23 protein-coding genes and 1 pseudogene are annotated in these 23,810 nt (G+C 40.6%); 15 read left to right on the forward strand and 9 right to left on the reverse strand.

Annotation, left to right across the window (positions count from 1 at the left end):
* Positions 1–251: 251 nt before the first annotated feature.
* The 15 genes and pseudogenes from AC13DP_RS20870 to AC13DP_RS20940 all read left to right on the forward strand — a co-directional run bounded on the left by AC13DP_RS20870 (position 252) and on the right by AC13DP_RS20940 (position 16,577).
* Complete coding sequence (locus tag AC13DP_RS20870; protein ID WP_176712365.1) at positions 252–413, forward strand: hypothetical protein; 162 nt, start codon at positions 252–254, stop codon at positions 411–413.
* 17 nt (positions 414–430) lie between these two features.
* Positions 431–1,267 carry a DUF932 domain-containing protein gene (locus tag AC13DP_RS20875; RefSeq protein WP_067030894.1) on the forward strand — a complete coding sequence of 279 codons (837 nt, stop codon included), beginning with the start codon at positions 431–433 and terminating at the stop codon, positions 1,265–1,267.
* 92 nt (positions 1,268–1,359) lie between these two features.
* Positions 1,360–1,800, forward strand: coding sequence for a hypothetical protein (locus tag AC13DP_RS20880; RefSeq protein WP_255307386.1), 441 nt, complete (start codon positions 1,360–1,362; stop codon positions 1,798–1,800).
* 91 nt (positions 1,801–1,891) lie between these two features.
* Positions 1,892–3,076, forward strand: a complete 1,185-nt coding sequence (locus AC13DP_RS20885) for a TolC family protein (RefSeq protein ID WP_067030891.1) — start codon at positions 1,892–1,894, stop codon at positions 3,074–3,076.
* Positions 3,077–3,096: 20 nt separating this feature from the next.
* Entirely contained in the window at positions 3,097–3,357 is a 261-nt protein-coding gene (locus tag AC13DP_RS20890) for a ZIP family transporter (protein ID WP_067030888.1), read from the forward strand.
* 12 nt (positions 3,358–3,369) lie between these two features.
* Positions 3,370–4,875 carry an efflux RND transporter periplasmic adaptor subunit gene (locus tag AC13DP_RS20895; RefSeq protein WP_067030885.1) on the forward strand — a complete coding sequence of 502 codons (1,506 nt, stop codon included), beginning with the start codon at positions 3,370–3,372 and terminating at the stop codon, positions 4,873–4,875.
* Between the two features lie 11 nt (positions 4,876–4,886).
* Positions 4,887–7,970 carry an efflux RND transporter permease subunit gene (locus tag AC13DP_RS20900; protein WP_067030882.1) on the forward strand — a complete coding sequence of 1,028 codons (3,084 nt, stop codon included), beginning with the start codon at positions 4,887–4,889 and terminating at the stop codon, positions 7,968–7,970.
* 751 nt (positions 7,971–8,721) lie between these two features.
* A complete protein-coding gene (locus AC13DP_RS20905; RefSeq protein WP_483068405.1) occupies positions 8,722–9,069 on the forward strand; it encodes a single-stranded DNA-binding protein in 348 nt (115 codons plus the stop codon).
* Positions 9,070–9,143: 74 nt separating this feature from the next.
* A complete protein-coding gene (locus tag AC13DP_RS20910) occupies positions 9,144–9,524 on the forward strand; it encodes a DUF6876 family protein (protein WP_067030873.1) in 381 nt (126 codons plus the stop codon).
* Positions 9,525–9,536: 12 nt separating this feature from the next.
* Entirely contained in the window at positions 9,537–9,734 is a 198-nt protein-coding gene (locus AC13DP_RS20915) for a hypothetical protein (protein ID WP_045802041.1), read from the forward strand.
* A 430-nt stretch (positions 9,735–10,164) separates the two neighbouring features.
* Positions 10,165–10,545, forward strand: coding sequence for a BfmA/BtgA family mobilization protein (locus tag AC13DP_RS20920; RefSeq protein ID WP_067030871.1), 381 nt, complete (start codon positions 10,165–10,167; stop codon positions 10,543–10,545).
* An 11-nt stretch (positions 10,546–10,556) separates the two neighbouring features.
* Positions 10,557–11,588, forward strand: coding sequence for a MobB family relaxase (gene mobB / locus AC13DP_RS20925; protein ID WP_067030868.1), 1,032 nt, complete (start codon positions 10,557–10,559; stop codon positions 11,586–11,588).
* Positions 11,585–13,027 carry a type IV secretory system conjugative DNA transfer family protein gene (locus AC13DP_RS20930; RefSeq protein ID WP_083157988.1) on the forward strand — a complete coding sequence of 481 codons (1,443 nt, stop codon included), beginning with the start codon at positions 11,585–11,587 and terminating at the stop codon, positions 13,025–13,027. The genes mobB and AC13DP_RS20930 overlap by 4 nt, the downstream gene beginning before the upstream one ends.
* Positions 13,028–13,155: 128 nt before the next feature.
* The gene (locus tag AC13DP_RS20935) at positions 13,156–15,183 is read left to right on the forward strand and encodes a hypothetical protein (RefSeq protein WP_067030865.1); all 2,028 of its coding nucleotides are present in this window, start codon (positions 13,156–13,158) and stop codon (positions 15,181–15,183) included.
* An 11-nt stretch (positions 15,184–15,194) separates the two neighbouring features.
* Positions 15,195–16,577: pseudogene (locus AC13DP_RS20940) on the forward strand (RNA-binding domain-containing protein).
* Between the two features lie 9 nt (positions 16,578–16,586).
* Here AC13DP_RS20940 and AC13DP_RS20945 read toward each other — a convergent pair.
* The 9 genes from AC13DP_RS20945 to AC13DP_RS20985 all read right to left on the reverse strand — a co-directional run bounded on the left by AC13DP_RS20945 (position 16,587) and on the right by AC13DP_RS20985 (position 23,807).
* Positions 16,587–16,958, reverse strand: a complete 372-nt coding sequence (locus tag AC13DP_RS20945) for a hypothetical protein (RefSeq protein WP_067030862.1) — start codon at positions 16,956–16,958, stop codon at positions 16,587–16,589.
* Positions 16,959–16,965: 7 nt separating this feature from the next.
* The gene (locus tag AC13DP_RS20950; protein WP_141673222.1) at positions 16,966–17,796 is read right to left on the reverse strand and encodes a DUF4138 domain-containing protein; all 831 of its coding nucleotides are present in this window, start codon (positions 17,794–17,796) and stop codon (positions 16,966–16,968) included.
* A gap of 23 nt (positions 17,797–17,819) precedes the next feature.
* Positions 17,820–18,749 carry a conjugative transposon protein TraM gene (gene traM, locus AC13DP_RS20955; protein WP_067030856.1) on the reverse strand — a complete coding sequence of 310 codons (930 nt, stop codon included), beginning with the start codon at positions 18,747–18,749 and terminating at the stop codon, positions 17,820–17,822.
* Positions 18,730–19,353 (reverse strand): conjugal transfer protein TraK, encoded by a 624-nt coding sequence (locus AC13DP_RS20960; RefSeq protein ID WP_067030854.1) that lies wholly within the window; start codon positions 19,351–19,353, stop codon positions 18,730–18,732. The genes traM and AC13DP_RS20960 overlap by 20 nt, the downstream gene beginning before the upstream one ends.
* 11 nt (positions 19,354–19,364) lie before the next feature.
* Positions 19,365–20,207, reverse strand: coding sequence for a hypothetical protein (locus tag AC13DP_RS20965; protein WP_067030851.1), 843 nt, complete (start codon positions 20,205–20,207; stop codon positions 19,365–19,367).
* Between the two features lie 2 nt (positions 20,208–20,209).
* The gene (locus AC13DP_RS20970) at positions 20,210–20,758 is read right to left on the reverse strand and encodes a conjugal transfer protein (RefSeq protein ID WP_141673220.1); all 549 of its coding nucleotides are present in this window, start codon (positions 20,756–20,758) and stop codon (positions 20,210–20,212) included.
* Between the two features lie 88 nt (positions 20,759–20,846).
* Positions 20,847–23,249, reverse strand: a complete 2,403-nt coding sequence (locus AC13DP_RS20975; protein ID WP_067030848.1) for a TraG family conjugative transposon ATPase — start codon at positions 23,247–23,249, stop codon at positions 20,847–20,849.
* Entirely contained in the window at positions 23,242–23,520 is a 279-nt protein-coding gene (locus AC13DP_RS20980) for a hypothetical protein (RefSeq protein WP_067030845.1), read from the reverse strand. The genes AC13DP_RS20975 and AC13DP_RS20980 overlap by 8 nt, the downstream gene beginning before the upstream one ends.
* The gene (locus AC13DP_RS20985; RefSeq protein ID WP_067030842.1) at positions 23,520–23,807 is read right to left on the reverse strand and encodes a hypothetical protein; all 288 of its coding nucleotides are present in this window, start codon (positions 23,805–23,807) and stop codon (positions 23,520–23,522) included. The genes AC13DP_RS20980 and AC13DP_RS20985 overlap by 1 nt, the downstream gene beginning before the upstream one ends.
* Positions 23,808–23,810: the final 3 nt, after the last annotated feature.

A 23,810-nucleotide genomic window follows, 5' to 3' on the forward strand; every position in this document is an offset into this window, starting at 1 on the left:
TTGTTGTTCTGAAGAAGGGTCGGCATCCGTGTCGGCCCTTTTTCTTTTTATGATAATCCTATACGGGTTTACAGGAAAAGCATCAATCAATATCAGTGCAAAGGTAAACCCATAAAATACACCCATCAAAAGACTACGGCATAAAGCCGTTGCGCATATCCCTCTTCTCATTTATTCCGTTTCCTTTTGAGCCGTGATTTTAGCTTCCGTTTGGGGATGCCCAAATATTGTTTAACTAAAATTTCGGCATTATGGAAAAAGTATCAAAAAAATCAAAGATTTCGGTCGAAGAAGCCGAGGTACATTATCAATCCAGTAAGGAAAACTACAAGATTGAAGGTGCCGAAAGTCATCTGGCTTACTACAGAGAAAAGTATCCAGAACACTACGTCGTACTGTCACAAAATGTTTAACCTAAAATTCAAAAGCTATGTATTTACAAAATTTGCAACAAGATGAGATTTTCGTTTCAACCGAAATGAAATCCTTAAAAAGTCTGACCCAGATGGAATCTCGTCGTGGGCTTGAAAATGCCATCATCTCGAATGGCAAAATCGTCAATGTGGTATCGAACAGTTACGGCCACATCCCAAACCAATTGTTCTTCAAAAAAGCAGAAGAAATGTTGATTGATGGTGGTCTCAACTACCACAAACGAACCGTCAACAAGAACGATAGGTCGTTCATCACTGATTTTATCATTGACGACAAAAGCCAGTTTACGGTTAAGAATAACAAGGACTTGATACTACCGATGCTTCGTTTCAAGAATTCTTACGATGGAAGTGAAAAGACCTCTGGCCACTTCGGTTTTTATAGAAAGGTTTGTTCTAACGGATTGCACGTCTCACAGGCTGAAATCGAGTTTTCAATCAAGCACAGCAGGAACAATACAGACCTTATAATGCCAATGTTGAACAACCTGTTTGATAAATTCTTGGACAACGAATTCTATACCATTACCAAGAAATTCGATAAGATGAAGGAATTTAAAATCATTGACACCAAAGAGTTCGTGAAAGCTATTCTGGACAGGACAAAACTGTTCCGATATGAATGTAGTGACAAGAATAGCGACCCATCGAAAAAGTCGAGAGAGGTACTTGAAATCCTCAATTACGAAGCCCTATTGCTCGACGAGAAACCTAATCTTTGGTTGGGCTATAATGCTTTCAACTCTGTATTGCACAATTTCTTGAAAAAGAGTTTTGGCCAGCAAGAACGATTGGATAAAAAGTTGTTCGATGAAGTGTATGCTCTGGCATAGATTTAAAAGGTTTGTCCAGTACCTTAAACTGGATTTTTCAATTAAATATTTATTGTAATTTTAACAAACAGAAATAATTACTACCTTTGCAAATGATGCAAAAAGCACACAAAATAGCGGCATTTCTCTTATTGGGCCTGTTTGGCCTTATGGTGCTGCACCAAGCATTTCCTCATCTGCATCATCAGCACCAGGATTCGTATTCCCATTCGGATGTTGCCCATACGGGCGAACACCACCATCACGATAATGGTTCGCACGAAGACGAAGAATCACCATATGGCTTTTTCGGGTTCTTTATGGATATGCACGTCCATTCCTCGGTTTCAACCGATATTATTGTCGAAAGACAAATCGTTGAACACCGTACCGACACGAATGAGAATGTTGTAAAAACCAATTCTGGTTTTCAAGAACTATATTTTATTGATAAGAGGCCTAACAACGAACCGCCGCTTTATCATCCGCTCAACCACTATTTTAATCCTTTCCTTTCATCCCTCTATTTACGGGGGCCACCATCTTTAGGTTAATCGTTTGGGATTATCTATCTATTAGGTAGAAATCCTATTGAACTTCAGGCCTGTCTCTTATCAGGCAAGATTAAACCTAAATTTTCAAACAATGGACAAATATATCGTGTTCGCGATATGCGGATGCCTGTTCTTTGTTACTGGTTTCTCTCAAGATAGAAATATAGGGGAGCTACTTAACGAAATAGAACAGAACAATACAGAGCTGAAGGCTTATCAGTCGTTTATCGATGGCCAAAAGCTTCAAAACAAGAGCGGCAACAACCTGCCCGACCCACAGCTTTCAGGATACTATCTGCCTTTTGGCGACCATCAAACCGATGACTATACCGAGTTTGAAATCTCACAATCCTTTGAATTTCCTTCGGTATATGCAGCCCGTAACAAATGGAACAACCTAAAAGCAGAACAGTCACAGGCAGCCTATGGCGAAAAACGCCAAGAAATACTGCTCAAGGCAAAAAAAGGGCTAATAGAACTCTTTATACTTCAAAAGCGAAAAACCATTGAAGATGAAAGAAAGAAACAAAGCCAAGAGGTGTATGAACAAATGCAAGAACTTTTTAACAGAGAGCAAGTCGGCATTTTAGACCTTAACAAAGCTAAGGTATCTTGGATTCAAGAGCAATTTGTTGTGGAACAACTGGAAGCGGAAATCCAAAATCAAAGAACGGCTTTGCAGACTTTGAATGGAAATCAACCGCTTGGATTGGACAATCTGCAATTGAATATTCCATTTCAGATACAAACTGTAGCCGATTTATGGAATGAGAAATTGGCCAAAGACCCCAAGCTTTTGGAGCTCAAAGCTTATGAAGCCGCGGCACAACAAAACGTGCAGTTGGAAAAAACCAAAATACTGCCTGACCTTTCATTGGGTTACAATTACCAAGGGGTCAACGGTAATAATTATTCGGGTGTTTATGGAGGATTGACCATTCCTTTGTGGAACAGTAAAAACAAGGTAAAAGCGGCACAAGCCAATTACGAATACCAGCAGTCCAACACACAAGTTGTACAACAAATGCTGTATGCCAAATTACAACAAGAGTACAATCAGTACCAATTGTTGCTCGACAAGTACACCGAATATCAGGACACCATGGAAACCCTAAATAGTGAGGAATTGCTCTTTAAAGCTTACAACTTGGGAGAATACTCGTTTTTGGAATACTATATGGAAGTGCAATTCTATCGGGATGCAACCGATAGAATGCTACAAATGGAAAAACAGCTACAGCTTTTACAAGCACAATTATTAATACATCAGTTATAACAATTTTAAAAATTAAAAAGATGAAACATTTATCAAAAACAATAATGGCACTAATAGTAATGGCAGCAATCAGCTTTACAGGATGCCGAGAAACAAAAAAGGAAGAGGCCCAAGATGACCACGGTCACGAGCATAACCCAGACGGCTCTCATATGGAACAGGAAGATTTGAAACAGGAGGAATTTACAGTAGGTCAGGACACCCTTCAAAATGAAGAACACGGCCATCGTCACGATGACGACCACGGACATTCCAACGATGATGACGGACACCAACATTAATAAAAGAAAAAGATGAAAAAGTATTTAATAATTGTGCTTGCCTTTATGGCAGTAGCTTGTAAACAGAATCACGAAGATGAACACGCCCACAATGCTGACGGGAGCCACGTAGGCGAGGAGACCCCAAGATTGGATTATACATTGTGGACAGACAATACCGAACTCTTTGTTGAGTTCCCGGCATTGATTGTCGGGCAATCCAGCAGGTTTGCCGCACACTTTACAGTTTTGGACAAACACCAGCCCGTACGCGAAGGCTCGGTAACGGTCAGCTTGATAAAAGGAGACAAAGGTTTGCGTACCACAGCAGATGCCCCTTCTTCCCCAGGAATTTTTTCACCCACCATTCAGCCGAAGGAAGCGGGCGTACACCAATTGGTTTTCGACCTTTCCACACCGCAATACAGTGACAACATCGTGATTGAAGATGTGATGGTCTATGCCAATTTTGAAGAAGCAAAAAAAGCGATAGGCAATGCTGGTGGAGAGGCACCCATTTCCTTTTTAAAGGAACAGGCTTGGAAAATAGACTTTCAAACGGCGCAGGTCACAAAAGGGGAAATTTACGATGTCATCACTTCATCGGGTGTTTGGCAACCTGCTCAAGGTTCTGTAAAAACGATGGTCGCCACGGCCAATGGGACGGTCAATTTTACCACGACCAACCTGACCGAAGGGATGGAAGTGAAACAGGACCAATTGTTGTTGAACGTGAGCAGTCAGGGATTGGCAAACAATAATCTAAGTGCCGAGGTCGCTTCCGCGAAAGCGAAATTTAACCAGGCCCAATCAGAGTACAGCCGTAAAAAGGAACTCTACGAGAGCAAAATCATCCCAAAATCTGAGTTTGAAAAGGTGGAGAGCAACTATGCGATTGCCAAATCACAATATCAGTCCATCGCTTCGGGCGTTTCGGGCGGGAGCAAGCAAATCCGTGCACCCTTTAATGGTTTTATCAGAACCGTTAATGTATCCAATGGCGATTATGTGGACCAAGGCGCTGTCTTGATAAGTGTAGCTACTGATGAATCCAAAGTCTTGAAATCGCAAGTGGCACCCACCTATGGCCTGACGATGAAAAACATCAAAGGGATGTGGTACCAGACCGAACTGGATAATTGGAAAAACATTTCAGATTCCGAAGGCGAGATATTATCGATTTCAAGAGATGTAGAAAGGGAAAATCCTTTGATATCCGTGTTTGCCAAGGTAAACGATGTTATTACTGTTCCTGATGGGAGCTTGACCCAGGTTCAGATTGCAATGGGCGATGGAGAGCAAACCACGCTGGTACCCGAGTCGGCACTTTTAGAAGACTATGGGAATTACTCGGTAGTTCTGCAACTCGGGGGCGAAAGTTTTGAAAGACGACCCATAACCATCGGGAAGCGCAACGGTAAAAACGTGGAAGTCCTAAAAGGCTTGAAAGTTGGCGATGTGGTAGTCACTACAGGAGCCTATCAGGTAAAAATGGCATCAATGTCCGGTACCACACCGGCACACGGACACGACCACTAAAAAGGAGAATTATGTTAACTAAAATATTAAAATTTTCCCTTCACAATCGTTTGATGATTTTGTTGGGAGCAGTGGTACTGAGCGGATTGGGAATTTACTACGCCAAAACAATGAATGTAGATGTGTTCCCAGACTTGACAGCACCAACCGTAACCATTTTGACCGAAGCCCACGGGATGGAATCGGAAGAAGTGGAAAAATTGGTGACCTACCAATTGGAAACCGCTATGAACGGGTCGCCCAATGTAAGGCGTATCCGCTCGTCATCCGCCGCAGGGATTTCCATTGTTTGGGTAGAATTTGAATGGGGAACGGACATCTACAGAGCTCGCCAGATTGTGAGTGAGCGCATCCCAATGGTACGTGAAAATTTGCCCGAAGGTATCGGTGCGCCCACAATGGCACCTATTTCATCTATTATGGGAGAGATTATGCTATTGGGCGTAACGTCGGATAGTCTGTCGCCTATGGAATTGCGAACGCTGTCCGATTGGACTATCCGCCCGCGCATCAAAGCCATTGGTGGCATTGCCAACGTGGTGGTCATAGGTGGCGACTACAAGCAGTATCAGGTATTTGCCAATCCTGAAAAATTGAAGCACTACAACGTGAGCTTGCAAGAATTGGTAGAACACGTAAAGGAAGCCAATGTAAACGCACCAGGTGGTATTGTGAACCAATACGGAAATCAATACATCATTAAAGGAAGCGGTAGGGCCTACGTTTTGGAAGATTTACAGGAAGCTGTAGTAAAACAAATCAACGGTCAGACCATCAAAGTCAAGGATGTGGCGACGGTTCAAATCGGGGCATCCGATAAAATCGGCGATGGTTCTTTAAATGGTAATAAATCTGTTATCCTTACCATTTCCAAACAGCCCGATGTCAACACCCTAAAATTGACCGAAGATTTGGACATCGCCATTGCCGACTTAGAAAAAACCTTACCGGAAACTGTAGAAATCAAAAGTCAAATCTTCAGGTCGTCGGATTTCATCAATGCATCCATTAGCAACTTGAATTGGACACTAATGGAAGGGGCATTCTTTGTCGTAATAGTTTTGTTTATCTTTTTGATGAACTGGCGCACCACGGTCATTTCATTATTGGCCATTCCCATATCCCTATTGGTCTCTATAATTATTTTACAATGGCTGGGCTATACCATCAACACGATGAGTCTGGGCGGTATGGCAATTGCAATAGGTGCTTTGGTCGATGATGCCATTATCGATGTGGAAAATGTCTATAAGCGCTTGCGCGAAAACAGCCGTCTGCCAAAAGCAGAGCGCAAATCGATGATTACGGTCGTGCGTGATGCTTCGGTGGAAATCCGGAGTTCCATCATCATTGCGACATTAATCATCATTGTGTCTTTTGTTCCTTTGTTCTTCTTAAGCGGAATGGAAGGTCGATTGTTGCAACCTCTCGGGATTGCCTTTGTAACCTCTGTATTGACTTCATTGGTCGTGGCCGTGACGGTAACACCCGTATTGTGCTCGTATTTATTGAACAAGGAAAAACTTCTCAAAAAGCAAGCCGAAGGCACTAAAGTAGAACAATGGTTGCAAAAACACTATGCTTCCACTTTGGATAGGGTCATTAAAATACCGAAAACCGTGATTGCGGTAACGGTCGTTGCATTCCTGTTAAGTTTGGTCGTGGCAACCCAATTGGGACGAAGTTTTTTACCCGAATTCAATGAAGGTTCGCTGGTGATAGCCGTGGTTGGGCCACCGGGAATGTCGCTGGAAGAAAGCAATAAGGCAGGCAAGCAAATAGAAAATCTACTGCTGGAGATGCCTGAAGTGGATGTGGTAACCCGAAGAACGGGACGTGCCGAACTGGACGAACACGCCCAAGGCGTAAACGCCGCCGAAATCGATGTGCCGTTTACTTTGGAAGACAAATCAAAAGAAGAATTTTTTGAGGAAGTCCGAACCAAGTTGAGCGTCATTCCTGGCGTAAATATCACGCTTGGCCAACCCATCGCGCACCGCATTGACCATATGCTTTCTGGAACACGAGCCAATATTGCCATCAAGATTTTCGGTTCGGATTTACAGCGATTGTTCGAGTTGGGGAAACAGGTAGAGCAAAACATCAAATCCATCAATGGACTGGCCGATGTGGCGGTTGACCAACAAATAGAAGTGCCACAAATCCGTATCAAACCCAAGCGTCCCATTTTGTCAGCTTATGGTATGACCGTCGGTGATTTAATGGAACAGGTGGATATTGCGTTTGCAGGTGAAGAAGCAGGCGAGATTTATGAAGGCCAAAAGTATTTTGATTTGGTGGTGCGTTATGAAGAACCCTTTCGTGATAACGTGGAAAACTTTAAAAACGCCTTGATTAGCTTACCTGATGGTGGACAGACCGTGTTGGGCGAACTTGCGATGGTACAATCGGTCAGCAGCCCAAACACCATTAGCCGTGAAGATGTACAACGGAAGATTGTGGTAGCGGCCAATGTTCAGGGAAGGGATTTGCGAAGTGCCGTGAACGAGATTGAGGAAGTCGTAAATTCCACCATCGATTTTCCCGAGGGTTACCGCGTACAATATGGCGGCCAGTTTGAAAGTGAATCCAAAGCCTCGCAATTATTGTTGATTACCGCTATTTTGGCAATTGGTGTCATATTCCTGTTGCTTTATTATGAGTTCAAAAATGTAAAACTGGCCTTTGTAGTGCTCATTAATCTGCCCTTGGCATTGATTGGTGGTATTCTTATTGTGTACTTCACTTCAGGAATCGTAAGCATTGCGGCAACCATAGGATTTATCAGTCTCTTTGGTATCGCCACCAGAAACGGTATACTTTTAGTTTCTCGTTACGAAGATTTGCGAGAGGAAGGTAAGACAGGTATAGAACTGATTAAAGCTGGTGCTTTGGATAGATTAAACCCAATTCTGATGACCGCCTTTACCACAGGATTGGCATTGATTCCGCTTGCGCTAAAAGGCGGGCAGCCGGGAAGTGAAATTCAAAGCCCAATGGCTGTGGTCATTTTAGGTGGGCTGCTTTCTGCAACCATTTTGAATTTGATTGTGATTCCTTGTGTGTATCAACTGGTAATACAAAAACAGGAGTAATCCTTTAGTGGTTCTGACGTATAAAGCCTTCTTATTTTTAGGAAGGCTTTTTTTTTAATTAGACCGCTCAGCACATTCCCCTACATTCCGTTTCTCTACATTCCGGGAAAAGAGCTTCACTGCAACTGTCTTGGACACAATCCCCAATTTTAGCTTTCCATTCCGCTCACCCTTCCCGCCTGGGCTGGGAAGGAACACTACATTCCCGAGCCAAAATTGTGAATTAAGTCCGCCTTACCAAATCGGAAGACCAGCACCTCGATTTTCTTAACAGAATTTGCGGCAAGAACTTCTTGAGCCCTAGCTCGAAAATTCTTAAAAACCAAGGCGCTGTCCCACACATTTTAAGGGGTTTATAATGGATGAAGCCTTGAATGTTTTTCGGGGCATCGAAAAACAGGCAGTGCATAACCAATTCTACATTAAACCCAATCGCTCACCTCGCTTAACTGTCGGTACGCTCGGGTCGCAACTGGCTTTAAAAGAATTGCTAATGCCCTTATGGAACTTGTCAAGACCGTGGCAGGTTTCAGCGAAAAATAAGGTATCTACTTCCTTGAAAATGCGAGCATTTTACTACGTCGCAGACACACCTGATTTATTCCCTGAAAGTCTTGACAAAACCCACATCACCCATTGTGCTACGCACGAAAGAAATCAAACAAACACCCCTTAAAATTTCATCTCAATTGAATTAAACAGGGAATTATTAACCCTGTCTGCCGACAAGGCAGGCTTTAAATTTTTAGTTATGAGTACTTTAAGAAATCACGTACAACTGATTGGAAACGTTGGTCAAGAGCCAACCATTACGAACCTTGAAAGCGGAAGCAAAGTAGCCCGTTTTTCACTTGCCACAAATGAATATTACAAGAACAAGAAAGGCGAGAAAGAGCAAAGCACCGAATGGCACACCGTAGTTGCCTGGGGCAAGACTGCTGAAATTATAGAGAAGTATGTAGTCAAAGGAAAAGAGGTAGGCGTAAGCGGAAAACTGAAATCCCGAAGCTATGAGGATAAGGACGGTATCAAACGATACGTAACCGAAATCGAAGCCAACGAAATCCTATTGTTGGGTACAAAGAATGGTAACGAATAGACTTAAAAGAAAGAGGGCGCACCTGTGGAAAGTTTCGCCCTCTTTTCATTCTTAATTTCTAAATAGAAATCACAATGAAAGCACAAGTTAACGAAATAAAAGAGCGGTTGCAATATTTTACGGGAACTGAAATGTTCTACCAAATACCGCTACTACGAACCCGATTTACAGATGGGCTGAAATACCTGTCCGAAGTCGCCGAATGTTTTTGGCTCATAACGGATGCTTCGGTAATCGCTAAAAGTCTGATGAACCGAAGTAAGTTTATCACGATTGACTTTAAAAGAATGTCCGAAGAAAAACAGGACTATACAGGTTACGAAGCTGAAATTATTTACAGCGATGGTAACGACAATATTTTGGAAACCCACCGTTATAATGCGACCGATTTTCCACTGGATGAATTGCGGATGTTCTTTGTGAACGATACGCTGATGTTACCAAGCGAATACTAAAATCGATATGCTATGATTTATCTAAATTTTACCGATTTGAGCGAGGAAGCGCAAGAGCGTTTGCTTACCAATTCCAAGGAAGATGTCAAGAAAAAATATGGCAAGGATTTGATGGACTATGCTACCAAGCACCATACCAATTTAGACCAAATGCTTGACGAGGAAGCGTTACGGAATTTATATTCCTATACCTATGTATTTAATATCTGAATGATGTTTTTTGAACGAAATGCGCCTCTGAAATTTCAGGGGTGTTTTCATTTTTAGTGCATTCATAATCACGAAAAAATCGTATCTTTATTTCGCTGAAATACAGCATACAATTTAAGTACAGTTATCCACTTTTTGACTTTCGCCGATAACCGTACCCATCGAAAATTAACGTATCGGAAATTTTATTTCCTCGAAAATGGCAATCAGCTTTTGAGCTGGATTGTATGGATTTTTGTCAGCCTTCGGCTGACGAAAAGGAATAGCAAGAGGGTAACACGCTGCGCGATGTTACGGATTCCTTTTCGTTTTCAAAGTATTGAGAATCAGTTGTTTAAAATTATTTTGATTTTTTGATTTTCAGCGATTTGCGACAAACGCCCTCAAAACGACCATTTTTCGGAAAGGATTTGCGACAAATGGGCGAAATATGGACACATTCATTGGCATCAGGTTCAAGAAGGAAACGGCAAAACGTTTTCAGGAATTCTCAAGAACACACTTCAAGACACACACCGAAGCGATGGAAGCCATCCTCGATTTTTTCTTCTACAATGAGATTTCACCAAAAGAAAATTTAGGACCAACGGGGCGCACCATCGAAGCCAAATTATTGAAGCGTATCAATGCCGTCATTGCCATTATGCGTGATGTCGAAAAGACCCAAACCAAACCCACGGTAGCGATGTTGCAATCCCTTTTTGAGATGGAAGAGCCTAAAAAGAAACCCTTGATTTTGGAAAAGAAATTCACTGAAGAAAAGAAGGAAGTCCGCTTTCGCGAAAAGCGAAATAATTCAAACCAACTTTAAAAATACAGGCTATGTATATCAATATTACCGCACAAAAATTAGGAACGAATTACAGTCAGAGCTCAGCAGATTTTGTGGACTATCTCGAAAAGGAAAATGGGGGTTTGACGAAGGAAGATATGGAACATTTCTTTAACCAATATGGCAATGAGATTTCGGCTAAAGAAGTGATCAAAGAGATAGACGGAAATACCGCAAAGCTCAAAAAGAAAGAACCAAAATTTTATTCCATCACGGTCAGTCCATCAAAACACGAATTGCGTAAACTCGCGAACAATAGCGAAGATTTAAAACGATATACCCGTGAGCTGATGAAAGATTATGCAGCCAGTTTCAACAGGGAAATCAATGGGCGAAAAGTAACCGTAGATGATATCAAGTACTTCGCTAAAATTGAACACCAACGGACTTTTAAGGGTACGGATTTTCAGGTGCGAGAAAACCAACCTTTTGCTACCAAGATTCTTGAATTGAAACAAGAAGTCAGGCGCATTCAACAAGGTCAAGCAACAGGCAATATTGACCGATTAAAACTGACGATAGGAAAGTTGGAAAAAGAAGCACCACATCAGTTGAATGGGAAACGTATTGTCCAGGGAATGAAGAAACACGGAAACCAAAGTCACATTCATATTATTGTCAGCCGAAAGGATGCATCCAATTCCTTCAGCCTTTCCCCTGGAAGCAAACACAAAGCATCTGAAGTAGAGATGCACGGTAAAAAAGTAAAACGTGGTTTTAACCGTGACCAATTTTTTGAGCGTGCAGAAAAGACTTTTGACAAAACTTTCGGTTACCAACGCAACTATGCGGAAACCTACAAAGCGAAGAAAGATTTTATGAAGAACCCGAAACTTTACTTTGCAGCTTTGATGAAATTGCCGGCCAATGAAAAGGCTTTGGCTTTTAAGATAATGGGCAAGTCGGGTATTCCGCTAATTCCAAACATTCCGACCAGTAAGGCGCAATTGGCGCTTCGAGTGTTTAAGCGGCTACGAAAAGGTGCTGAGATTGCAGTCAAATCAAGCTCTATTGGGATATGAGTTGGTCATTGATAGAAATAGTGATTTATATTGTAGTGCCAATTCTGTCTGTGGCCATATTGTCTTATGCCCTTTATGATAGTGAACCAAGGAATAAAACCGAAAAAAAGTATCAAGTCAAGTTCCCGACAAAATCGGGAAGCTTTAAAATCGACAACATAAAACGTGGCGCATCCGTTATCGGATCCGCAGGAAGTGGGAAAACCGAAAGCGTGGTCTATGGATTTTTAAAACACTTTCGTGAAAACAGTTTTTGTGGCATTATTCACGATTACAAGAATTTTGAGCTGACCGAAATGGCATACCCGCTTTTTGCCGATAGCAATGTTCCAATGAAGGTCATTTCATTTGATAGGATTATCCATCGGGTAAATCCAATTGCACCTAAGTATCTGGAAAATGAGGAAAGCGTCAACGAAGTATCAAGGGTGCTCATTGAAAATCTTTTGGAACAACGAGAATCGGGAACCACCGGAACAACCAAATTCTTTAACGATGCTGCCGAAGGTTTGATTGGCGGATTGATTTGGAAATTGAAAGCTGATTATCCACAATTCTGCACGTTGCCCCATTTAATTGCGATTTATCAAATGCTCGATACCGATAGCCTGGTCCAGTTTCTTGAAACCAATACCACATCGAGAGCAATGGCAGATGCTTTCATTAGCGGAAAGGATTCCGAACGTCAAACAGCTGGTGTAAAAAGTACCTTGGCCAATGCGTTAAAACGCATCAGCACTAAACGTATTTTTATGGCATTGTCTGCGGATGAAGTGCCTTTGAACATAAATGATGAAGAAAATCCAGCCGTGATTTCGGTGGTGAACAATCCCAAATTTGAAACCTCTTATTCGCCAGTAATCGCTACCATCATCCACACCATCACCAAACAGATGAGTGTGCGTAATTCTAAACCATCGTTTTTGTTGATGGAAGAAGCGCCGACAATCCGGCTGCTGAATATGCACCGCATTCCTGCCACACTAAGAAGCTATGACATTGCCACCATTTATGTAATGCAGGATAAAATCCAAAACGATATGATGTATGGCGACAAGGCAAGTAAGGCTATTTTGAGCAACCTTTCCTATCAATTCTTTGGCAAGGTCAATGACCCAGACACGGCAAAGTATTACGAACGTTTTTTTGAAATTATCAAAAATCCTACTAAGAGCGTGAGCAAGGCCGCCAACATTTTTAAAACCGATACCCGAATTACCAAAGGCGAAAGAGAGGTTTCCAAAAGAAGAGCAGATATTTTCTTTAGGCTCAAACAAGGTGAGTTCGTCACATTTGCCGATGGGAAGGACAAGAAAGTACGATTCAGTTTGCCAAAGATTCGAAGGCAGCTTCCACAGGACACAAAGCGATATTCCGATTCAGATTTGAGAGCGAATTTTGAAAGGGTTTATGATGATGCGAGGTCGATATTTGGGTAACGTTTTATGCTTGAACTTGTGCGGTTAAAGTACGCTCTTAAATCTCGCTTATAAAAAGAAAAAATGTTTTTCAGCAAAATCTGAACTCTGATATGATTATATTGTACGCCACCAAAAAATGTTATTAAATGATTGTACCTGCGGAAAATATTGTCGAGACTGTTGACTTAACAGCTGACGATGTTTTGCTTCCAATGTTGGAGTGTGTTGTAAATTCCATCATAAGTCTGCAACAGTCTTCTCTTCCGGCAAATGAGAAAGAAATTCAAATCAAGATAATTCGCGGGGCTTTGCCTTCACAGACTAATTTGTTAGACAGTGTTAAAACCATCGACAGCTTTGTCATTACGGATAATGGTATAGGTTTTACCGACAAAAATTACAGGTCATTTGAAACCCCTTTCTCGCAGGCAAATAAGGAGTTTGGTTGCAAAGGAATAGGAAGATTTACCGTTTTAGCAGCTTTTGAAAGTCTGAAGGTAGAGAGTAACTATTTGGAGAATCAAGTATGGAAATACAGGGAATTTGAGTTTAACACAAAGGACGAGGTCAACCTTATAACTTCTGAAAAATCAGAGGAAGATGTGTTCAAGACCAAAGTTAGACTCGATAATTGCTTCAATGAAGTGATTAGACAGAAATCAGCACTTAAAATCGAAGACATTGCTGAAAGTGTTATGCAACACTGCTTAATTTACTACTTGAACGATTCACTTCCGAAGATTATGATTTATGACGAAGAAAGCAGTAGAGCAGAGTCTATAAATGACCTCTATGCCAAAGTGTCAAAAGAAAAAGAACGGAATTTCGAGGTCAAGAAACAACAGTTCAAGATATATATAACTAAGACACCCAAAGAGGGAAACAGGAAGAATAACTACGTTCATTATTGCGCAAATTCAAGGGTAGTAGGCAATCCAAAAAACATTAAAAACTTCAATAGTCTTTTTAACTATCCCATCTCAAGAAATGGCAGTCTATATTTTCTTGATGTTTATGTGGTATCCGAATATCTGAATCGAAAGTCGTTCAGCACTCGGAATGGCTTCAACATTCCAAAAGAAAAAGAAAACTTACTATTTGCCAATTCATCACCATTATCTTTCCAAGAAATAGAGGAAAATCTGACCAAAGTGTTAGAAGATGAGTACAATGAGTTTGTAAAGAAGTCACGAGAGCGAAGTCAAGAGGAAATTAAAAGTTACATAAAAGAGAAGGCACCTAGATATAGGAGCTTTTTAAAAAAGCCTGAAGTACTGAATTCAATTCCACCGAATTTATCTGAGGACAAGCTCGAAGAACACCTTTATAAGATTTCCTATACTGCTCGAAAAAAAGTCGAAAACCATATTGACAAGTTTATCAATGAAAAGCAGGTAAATGAGGAAACGATAAATCAGATTAAGGACGACATAAAGGAGAAAACAGCCTATGACGTCGATAGTCTAGCTGATTATATGACTAGAAGAAGGGCTATAATTGAGCTGTTTGAAAAGTTTTTAGATGCTGATGAAAACGGAAATTACAAATTGGAAGAAGATGTTCACAATCTCATTTTTCCTATGGGCTTGACCAGCAACGATGTGGTTTATGAAAACCACAATTTATGGTTGCTGGACGAACGATTTCTAAATTATAAGTTCATTGCCTCAGACAAATCAATCACTTCATACTCACAAAAGAAAAGCAGAAAAGAGGCTGATTTGGTAATGATTGACAACCCACAAATGTTTGAGAATCCAATTGGTTTTGGAGATAAAAATAGCGGTGAGATAAATTCAATGGTAATTTTTGAGTTCAAAAGACCTGGAGAAGTGGCACACCAAAAACGTAAAGGCAATTATAGATGGGAATTTTCAGATTTGATTGAACCTTACTTTGATGAATTCTTATATCAACAAGATAAAAAGAATTACAAGGGCAATCAGGTCATAGTAACTAAAAACACACCGAAATTCGGTTTCATAATTGTGGATGTTTTGCCAACCAATTTAAAACAGTTTAACGAGGATAAGGGATGGGAAAAAACACCATTCGGAACTTATTTTAAAATCATACCAAAGTTAAATTTGAATTTAGAGGTAATGACGTTCAGAAAGTTGCTGGAAGTCTCAAGAGAAAGACACAATGCATTTTTCAATAAATTATTTAACTAGGCTATTAATGTATGCCAGAAACAAACCGTATAGAATACAAAAGAGAACTGTCCGATGGGCTTGAAAAAGAAGTTATTGCTTTTTTGAACTATCGCGAGGGTGGTATTCTCTATATCGGTATTGACAAAAACGAGAATGTTTACGGTTTAGCAGATTCGGATGGCGACCAACTTAAAATTAAGGATAGGCTAAAGAACAACATCCGACCTTCCGCATTGGGTCTGTTTGACATTGTGAGTGAAGAACGTACTGGCAAGGATATCCTTAAAATCATAATAGCAAGTGGTCCAGAAAAACCCTATCATCTCAAAAAATATGGGATGAGCGAAAAGGGCTGTTTCATCCGTATGGGTTCATCTGCAGAGCCGATGTCCCAAAAGATGATAGACGAGCTCTTTGCCAAGCGCACTCGAAATTCCATCAGCAAAATTAAAGCCGGACGATAAGACCTGAGCTTTGGTCAATTGAAAATCTACTACGAAGAAGCTGGCTATAATCTGGGGAAAGCCTTTGCAAAAAACCTGGAACTGCTTACTGAGGATGGCGCATTCAATTACGCTGGCTATCTTTTGGCCGATAAGAACAATACCTCTATTAAAGTGGCCAAGTATTCAGGCAAGACCCGAACCGATCTTATAGAAAGTAACGAATATGGTCACGAATGCCTGGTGAAAGCGACCAAGCAGGTTATCGATAAGATTGCTGTTGAGAATAGAACCACAACCAAGATAACCGCTAAGGAACGGCAACAGACCAATCTTTGGAATCCCATTGCCCTACGGGAAGCAATCATCAATGCTTTTGTACATAACGACTATACCAACGAGATTACCCCAAAGTTTGAAATCTTTGCGGACAGGATAGAAATTACATCAGCTGGTGGACTTCCTGAAGGTTTGAGCAAGCAAGAGTTTTTTGAAGGTTTTTCTGTACCTCGGAATAAAGAACTGATGCGTATTTTCAAGGATTTGGAACTGGTAGAGCAATTGGGTTCGGGCATCCCTCGTATTTTGGAACATTATGGCAAAGAGAGTTTTAGTTTTTCTGATAACTTTCTTAGAATGACGTTTGTAGCTAAAGAAACTACTGTTGAAGATGGTGGTACAAAAGGTGGTCAAATAGGTGGTGTAATGGGTGGTCTAAAAGGTGGTCAAATAGGTGGTCAAATCGAAAAGGATATCGATGCCATTTCTGAATTAACACATAGACAAAAAGAAGTTCTGAAGTTAATTGCTCAGGATAATCGAATAAGTCGTTCCGGTATTGCAGAAATATTACATATCAATGAGTCTGCAATTCAAAAACACCTCAATAATTTAAAGGATGCTGGATATATAGAGCGTGTAGGCGGAACAAGAGGCTATTGGGAAATCAATCTCGATAAAAATAAATAAATACGCTTTTCAAAAAGGCGATTTATCTTTTGAACCTCTGGCATCTGCCAGCCACTTTCCGTTTTGCTTAACCAGTTTAAAAACACCTGGTGTTTTATCGTAAGCTGTTGTATATTTTACCCAAGCCACATCACCCATAATCGTGTCCTGCAAAACAGTAAACTTGGAATCATCTTTTGGTGTAGCGTTAAACATATTTATAGTATTCATATAGTTTGAATACGCCTGTGGCGTTGAGTTGGCTTTTAAGGCTTCTTCATCCTTTTCATAAAAGCTTTCGATAACAATTTGGGCTGTGGCACTTGGTCCTGAAACTTTAGTTGCGGAATCAGCACACGAAAGGAATAGCAGTACGAGCAATAAAACCACAATATTTTTCATAATGACTTTAATTTGGGTTATTGATATATCTGTGCGATAGCTTCATTTCAATATTTCGTTCACCATCCTTTTCATTCAGTTCTAAAATTGCCCTACGGTCATTGGATAATGAAAATTTTGGCAACACATAAACAAAACGTACCGTTTCACCTTCTACAATTTTTGAAGGCAGATTATGTTTGTAAATCGGCTCTTGATACAAACGTTGTAACGATTTCCTTTTTCCTTTTTGTCGTGTTTCAATCGAAAGGTTCAAGAAATTCAAATCGTAATCCAAGGTTGAATTGTTCTCTATCTGAACAACGAAGTACAGTTCTTCTTTATCAAAAACGATATTCTCAACACTTACAATAATACCTTCATTTCGCTTTTTAATTCGACCTATGCGCTGTTTTCTATTGAGAAGATACGAGCAGAATTTTTGGTAATGATATGTTCTGTTGTCTATCCGTTCTTCAGAAGATTCAGCAAGAATTGAATCAGTTACAATCGGTTTTTCATTCCCGATACTACTTGATATCGGAATAAAATAATTGAGCTTAGAAAGCTGTTTTTTATACCTTACAATATACGAAAAAATCGAGCCATTTCGGTTGACTACCAGTAAATTACTTTCCTTTCCAGGCTTGGCTTGCAACAGGCCAAAATACTGTTCTTTCTCACGATTGTAGGTAAAGACAAAATTATCTGAACCAGTTATACCTTGCCGGATAGGTTCTGGGAAGAATAGTGCTACATTTTTAGTGTCGTTTGCATAAATGGTATCGAGTACTATAGTTGATTGCGCTGTAGCCTGTGCCGAGCATAGTCGAGGTACGAAAGCGAAAACAAATACCATTATGAATATATAATTATATCGTCTCATAGTTTTGGTTTTAGGATTAATCTGTAATTGTTCAGGACGGTTACTTTTACCCTGCGGTTAGAACGCCTAAATACTTGTGTAAGTCCACCAACTTGTGGTACGCTGGGAATATTAATATCACCAATAACATCATCAAATACCTCTCTGGTTACTTCTTCCCTAAAGTTGTTTTCGACATAGATACCCTCGCTACCGTCTTGCAAATCGAAGGCTTTTAGTTTGGTAGGGTGGTGTTTAATATTCTCAATTTCGATTAAAGCACGATTGGGCTGAAAACTGATAAAGCCGAAAACCGGTGTGTTCTTTGGCATCAATTTACCATTGATGGTGGCCGATTTGGTAAGGCGCATCCGTAATCGGGTATTTGCTTGAACAATTTGGTCACCATCTACGACTACATAAATCGTTTCATCAGTATTGCCTATAATTGAAATTTCATTGGGCTTTGGCGAGGCCGCAAAGAACAGTTGATGTTCCAGGCCCAATTCTTTGGCTTCAATTTTTTGTTCCCTTTTAACTTCAGCAGAATCCACCTTTGGTACCGTTTGCTGAACAACTCGCTTATGTCCCAAATTTTGGTAGCGTTTTTCGGAATACTTTATCTTACCAGCCTTGTAAATGCTATCCACGATGCGTTGCTTTTTTTGTTCGGGCAAATCGGGATTATACAGTCCCGTAGAATCCAAGAGCTTTTCATCGTAGATGCTCGGTGCGGTGCTTTCACGCACTTCCTTGAGGTCGTTTATGGCATCCAGTTTGGAATCGTATTCCTTTTGGTCATCTTCCAGTTCAGGAACAAGCGTCTGTTGCAACGTGTTTTCATCATTGTCCTCATCTTCCATAAGCATCACTGAATATGAGATAAGGAAGAGGAAAATGATGGCGAGGACACCAGCGAAAATGATTTTATTCTTTTCTACTTTCATAATCTATTTTTCTTAAAGTGTTTTCGAAATAATTGGTAATCAACAAGCCGTGCGGATTGTTGGGAAAGTTTCGGTCTACCATAATCAAGTTTCCGGTAGAAACCAGTTCGTAAGTATCAATGATTGACCCTCTATTGATTTCAAAAATCGTCGTGGTCGTAAAAGTATACTCGCCGTTGTTCTCTGAAATTTTGGAATCAATGCTCAATACCTTCTGCACCAAAGAATATTGCAATAGGCGATTATACACACCATCTGCTTTTTTCTGACGGTATAGATTGTCCACGGAACTATTACCCAACCACAGCGCTTTTTCCAAATTGCGTTCGTAGTTGCTGGCATCAATGTTATAGAAGTACGTGTGGAACAGTTCGAGATGTGCCAAAGCTTCGACCCTGAAATTTTCCTTTTGTGTAACCAGCTTTAGCGGAATGATACTGCCGTCCGTATTGATTGCAAAGACACTATTGAGCGTTGTTTTGTTCATATTGTAAACCATTAAAAGCGAAAAGCTGCTGGACAGCAACGAACAGATGACTACGGCTAAAACGATAAACCGATTCAGTTTCAATATTTTGTATATGTTCTTGTAAGGTGTTTTCATTCTGAATGGAATTAGTTGGTAAACAATCTGAGGGTAAACGAGGTGGCACGTCGATACAGTTTGAATTTCAGAAAAACGATAAACCCAACTGAGCCCAGTTGAACTACAGGCGCAAAAAAGCCCTGACCTGTATCGGTTCCGAACAGGTTGACCCAGAAATTGGTATTTATTTCCGTGTAAATGGCATTGATAAACACATTGACCAGAAAGAAGGCTGGCACGAGCATATACACGGCAGCATACAATTTAAAGAAGGTATAGGCGAGCGAACGGAACTTTTCAAAAACTGCCAAACTAATGACCAATGGAAAGAACGCCTGCATTATTCCCAAGAGGAAAAAGCGTTCTGCCAAAAACAGCGGATAGATAAATAAATCCAATATCCAGAGAATGGTACTTAAGATGAAGGCCAATATCTTGAACCCATATAATGGTGTTACCAATGCCTCATACAAAAGCGTCATTGCCGAACTTGCGGCATCAAAAAGGCTGACATCTTCCTCTAATGGTATATCCTGCATTTGCAAGGGAAGTAACGCTGGTGCAGTTCCTCTATACTGTCCTTCGATGGCCACTAAAATCCCATCAAAAAACCCTAACACCTGCGTTGAGAATATGACCAATAGGACAATGGCAAAATTCTTTGCCAATTCACCCGGACTCAATCCCCAAGTGTAACCGTCTTTGTCTGCAATACCTTCGTTGTATTTTTTAAGGATGTTGACCAAGAAAAATAGGACAGCAAGCGTTTTCATTCCGGCAATGGTATATTGCGAAAAGTCGCTGGCCTGTATAGTCTGGAACACCGTATCGATGTATTCCAACCCAATCCCTAAAATGATGGTCGCGGTCATTTTTAATACTCTGTTTCGCGGTTATTAACTTTATCCTGCATCTTTCTAAAAGAAATAATATCACGGTAGCGTTTCGTTTTTGTAGTGATGTTTGAAACCATCTGTTTTGATTCCAGTTCCTTGGCTTTCAGGATTTCGGCGCGTTCGGCATCACTCATTTTAAGATAATCGCTGGATAAGACTTCGTCTATAAAATCCACCGTGTCTAATGAATTTTGTACAATGGTTTCGAAAGAGCCCATAACCTTGTCAATTTCCTCGGGTTTGATGTAGGGCGAATTAAGAATGTCCTGAAGGTCATTCTGCATTACATTGATAAGGCGCTGATTGTTCTGTGCGATTTCCTCAACTGCCCTAAGCTGTTGGACAACGCTCGATACTTTCTCTATCGCCTCTTTGGCATCCTTCAAGAATTTTACGGACTTAATCATTTCCGCGGTCTGTTTACCCGATTCCAATAGCTGTTTTACCAAGCTGATGAAGTTGGTGTTGTCATAAACAGGCATACCCTGAGCGGTTGCACCGCTTGGCAGTAAAAGAGCTGTTGTCATAGCCAACCCAATTAGAATTGATTTGATTTTTGTTTTACTCATTGCTAAATATTTGTTTTGGTATTCGTGAATCTTCGATTTCATAGCATTATGTTTTAGATGTGAATTGAATTATTGCTTTTTCCATATCCTGATGCTCGTTGTAGAGCTTCATTATTTCCTCATTTTCTAATCCATCAGTTAAATAGGCGGCGTAAACTTCTTTCGGAACTTCCAACCGGAAGATGTTACTTTCCTTCCCGATTTTGATAAACATTTCGGTGTACTTGCGTGGTCCGGAAAGGTTGTTCTTTATGGATTTGAGTTGGTTCAGGTCGTGGCTGGAAAGGTTGAGTCTTTTGACCAGTTCGTCATAGCCTTTTTCATTGTTTAAGCTGTAAATGACCTGTGTATTTTCCAGAATACTGGCCGATGTGGAATTGTTAGGTAACTGATTAATGGACTGTAAAATGATACCAATAGCACCATTCTGTTTTCGGATAGCTTGATAGTAGAATTCCACACTTTCCAGTACATTGTCAAACTTCAGCTGTTTAGCAAACTCATCAAACAAGATGATGCCTTTTTCGGCGCGATTGCGCCAGATGGTTCTTTGGATGGCTGATTTGATGAGCTTGAGCATCACGGAAAGTATTTCCTTATTGTCCTTTACTTCGTCCAGCTCAAAAACAATCAATCGTTGGTCCTCGATTTTATAGGTTTGGTCTTCGCTGACTTCAAATAGAAAACTGTATAGACCATCACCGACATACTCAGATATTACGTGCAGAAAGCTCGTCACGTTGAAGTAGTCGGGATGGATTTTTAGGTCGCTCAGAATACTATCCTGATGCCTTTCTATAAAGTTGTAGAAGCTTTCCAGCGAATGATTTTCTGAAGTGCTATCGTAATAATGGCGCAATATCTTTTTAATGGAAACGGACTGCGCTTTGGTCACTTTTAAGTCTGAAGCAAAGAGTTCAAACAAGAAAACAGATAAATCTTCAAGCCGTTCTGGTGTGAGGTCATTTTTATCGCTTATGAAGAAAGGGTTGATACCCAAATTCTTTCCGCTCTCATATCTGAGTACGGTATACTTTTCAGGATAGAGCTTGGCGAATTTGGTGTACGAACCACCCAAATCGATAATGACCAGACGGACACCACTTTCAAAATATTGGCGTAGTATGTTATTGGCCAAAAATGATTTGCCTTCGCCAGTTGGCGCAAAAATGGCAAAGTTCCGAGCTTTGATGCGTTTCTTTCGTTCGTCCCAAACATCCTTTAAAACAGGAATGTTATGCTCTCGGTCATTAAAGATGATTCCGGTTTCGTCAGATTTGTAGTTGGTATTGTTGATGAAAAGGCAAAGTGCGTGCTTTAAATCCGTTACGTACAAATCATTGTTTGAGAAGTTGGATGAAAAACAGCAGTAACTGTTCAGAATATAATTTTTGCGTTCTTCACCTCTTGGATAGTAAGGGGTGATATCGAGTTCCTTAAACTCGGTCTTGATTTTTGAAGTGATTGAATCGAGGCTCTTTTTGTCTTTTGCCCAATACACTACGTTGAGATGACCACGAATGATTCGTGCATTGTCATCAGCATTGATTTGGTCAAGGATATGCCGGATTTTCCCAAGCACCACCTTGTTCTGTGAACCGAAGTTTGAACTTTTGTTTAGCTCTTCGATTTTCTTATCGAGTAGTTTTCGCCATTTCTGTTTATCATCCAGATACACGATTTGGTTGACGATATGGTTCTCGTTAAGCGTAAGCCCTAAGCCATCAATAAACCCTTGATGAAACACAAAATCGTCTGAAGTGAATTTCTCATTGGTCTTGCTACTTTGCACACTTTCGCCAAAGCACAGTTCGCTGTTGACGGCCAGGGCATCAAAATGGTTGTCGCCAATGGTGACGTTCTTTTTTTCCAATAGTATGTCGGTATCGAATCCTTCACTAAATCCGTTGAAATAGTTGGTGGTGAGTTGCTGTATCTCTTTCGCTTGAAGCGAAACAAAACGCATCTTTCGGCTATTGTTGATGAACGACACGGAATCGCTTACCGCATTCACAAAAACTTTAATATTGTAATCCATTTGCTGTACGATTCCTTTTGAAACCTTACGGAATGGGTTGACATATTTTGGATTGTTGAATGCCTTGTTTTTGGTCAGGATAAAGAACAGATAGCATTGATGTTCGATGTAATTGCGACCTTTAAAGTGATTGTGAGTTGCCTTTTCGAGAAAGGATTCGTTGGGCAAATGTTCTGAAGAATAGGATTTCTTTAAATAAATGTCTTGCTTGTGAACGACCGTTCCAACAGGTAAAGACTTCAAAGCCTGAAACCAGGCACCGTGTATATCCTCAAAGTCCTTTTCAGAAAGCGAATAGATTTCAGGTAAGTTCCCTTTGAAGCATAGCACAACATTGCCATTGTTGGCAAAGACGATATTATCCTGAATATCTGCAATGGGTTGATATGCCGAAAGATTCATCTTATTCATAGTCGAATCCAGAATTACGCTTGTTACTGATGATTCTTGGGAAGGGATTTCCTGTCTGAAAGAGTTGCGGGTTATTGGCTATTCGAGTCAGAGCGATGTAGAGTCCACCATTGAACAGCATTAAACCGATGATGATGCCAAAGCTGAAAGAAAAGATGATGATGAGTAATGATGCCAATATGGAAACCATCATCAAGGCAAACAGGGAAATGGGCAGGCCGAAGATGACTGCCCGTTTCCGCATATTTCTATAGACCTCGAACTTCTTCACTATACTACGATGCCTATGAGATAAGTGAAGATTCCGACAACTGCACCAGCAATAAGTACAAAAACCAAGACCCGAGTAATCCCTTTCTTAAGGTCGGCATTTTCACCAAAGAAGTGTCCGGCGTTAAACAGGAATCCGATGAGGAATATGACACCTAAAATGATGGGAAAAATGGTTCTGATGGTATCTGAAACATCGTTGACCGAATCTTCAATACCACCAATCTGAGCAAAAAGCGAAGTTGATAAGAGCGAAAAAACGCCTGCCAAATAATGTGTTTTTTTCATAAC

The organism is Zunongwangia sp. L-65, assembly GCF_056859415.1.

Coding starts and splice junctions, on each gene's coding strand:
- AC13DP_RS20970 (WP_141673220.1), bottom strand. CDS start 20,758: ATGACAACAGCTCTTTTACTGCCAAGCGGTGCAACCGCTCAGGGTATG.
- AC13DP_RS20945 (WP_067030862.1), bottom strand. CDS start 16,958: ATGAAAAATATTGTGGTTTTATTGCTCGTACTGCTATTCCTTTCGTGT.
- AC13DP_RS20965 (WP_067030851.1), bottom strand. CDS start 20,207: ATGACCGCGACCATCATTTTAGGGATTGGGTTGGAATACATCGATACG.
- AC13DP_RS20905 (WP_483068405.1), top strand. CDS start 8,722: ATGAGTACTTTAAGAAATCACGTACAACTGATTGGAAACGTTGGTCAA.
- AC13DP_RS20920 (WP_067030871.1), top strand. CDS start 10,165: ATGGACACATTCATTGGCATCAGGTTCAAGAAGGAAACGGCAAAACGT.
- AC13DP_RS20950 (WP_141673222.1), bottom strand. CDS start 17,796: ATGGTATTTGTTTTCGCTTTCGTACCTCGACTATGCTCGGCACAGGCT.
- mobB (WP_067030868.1), top strand. CDS start 10,557: ATGTATATCAATATTACCGCACAAAAATTAGGAACGAATTACAGTCAG.
- AC13DP_RS20890 (WP_067030888.1), top strand. CDS start 3,097: ATGAAACATTTATCAAAAACAATAATGGCACTAATAGTAATGGCAGCA.
- AC13DP_RS20885 (WP_067030891.1), top strand. CDS start 1,892: ATGGACAAATATATCGTGTTCGCGATATGCGGATGCCTGTTCTTTGTT.
- AC13DP_RS20900 (WP_067030882.1), top strand. CDS start 4,887: ATGTTAACTAAAATATTAAAATTTTCCCTTCACAATCGTTTGATGATT.
- traM (WP_067030856.1), bottom strand. CDS start 18,749: ATGAAAGTAGAAAAGAATAAAATCATTTTCGCTGGTGTCCTCGCCATC.
- AC13DP_RS20975 (WP_067030848.1), bottom strand. CDS start 23,249: ATGAATAAGATGAATCTTTCGGCATATCAACCCATTGCAGATATTCAG.
- AC13DP_RS20870 (WP_176712365.1), top strand. CDS start 252: ATGGAAAAAGTATCAAAAAAATCAAAGATTTCGGTCGAAGAAGCCGAG.
- AC13DP_RS20895 (WP_067030885.1), top strand. CDS start 3,370: ATGAAAAAGTATTTAATAATTGTGCTTGCCTTTATGGCAGTAGCTTGT.
- AC13DP_RS20910 (WP_067030873.1), top strand. CDS start 9,144: ATGAAAGCACAAGTTAACGAAATAAAAGAGCGGTTGCAATATTTTACG.
- AC13DP_RS20880 (WP_255307386.1), top strand. CDS start 1,360: ATGATGCAAAAAGCACACAAAATAGCGGCATTTCTCTTATTGGGCCTG.
- AC13DP_RS20930 (WP_083157988.1), top strand. CDS start 11,585: ATGAGTTGGTCATTGATAGAAATAGTGATTTATATTGTAGTGCCAATT.
- AC13DP_RS20935 (WP_067030865.1), top strand. CDS start 13,156: ATGATTGTACCTGCGGAAAATATTGTCGAGACTGTTGACTTAACAGCT.
- AC13DP_RS20875 (WP_067030894.1), top strand. CDS start 431: ATGTATTTACAAAATTTGCAACAAGATGAGATTTTCGTTTCAACCGAA.
- AC13DP_RS20915 (WP_045802041.1), top strand. CDS start 9,537: ATGATTTATCTAAATTTTACCGATTTGAGCGAGGAAGCGCAAGAGCGT.
- AC13DP_RS20985 (WP_067030842.1), bottom strand. CDS start 23,807: ATGAAAAAAACACATTATTTGGCAGGCGTTTTTTCGCTCTTATCAACT.
- AC13DP_RS20960 (WP_067030854.1), bottom strand. CDS start 19,353: ATGAAAACACCTTACAAGAACATATACAAAATATTGAAACTGAATCGG.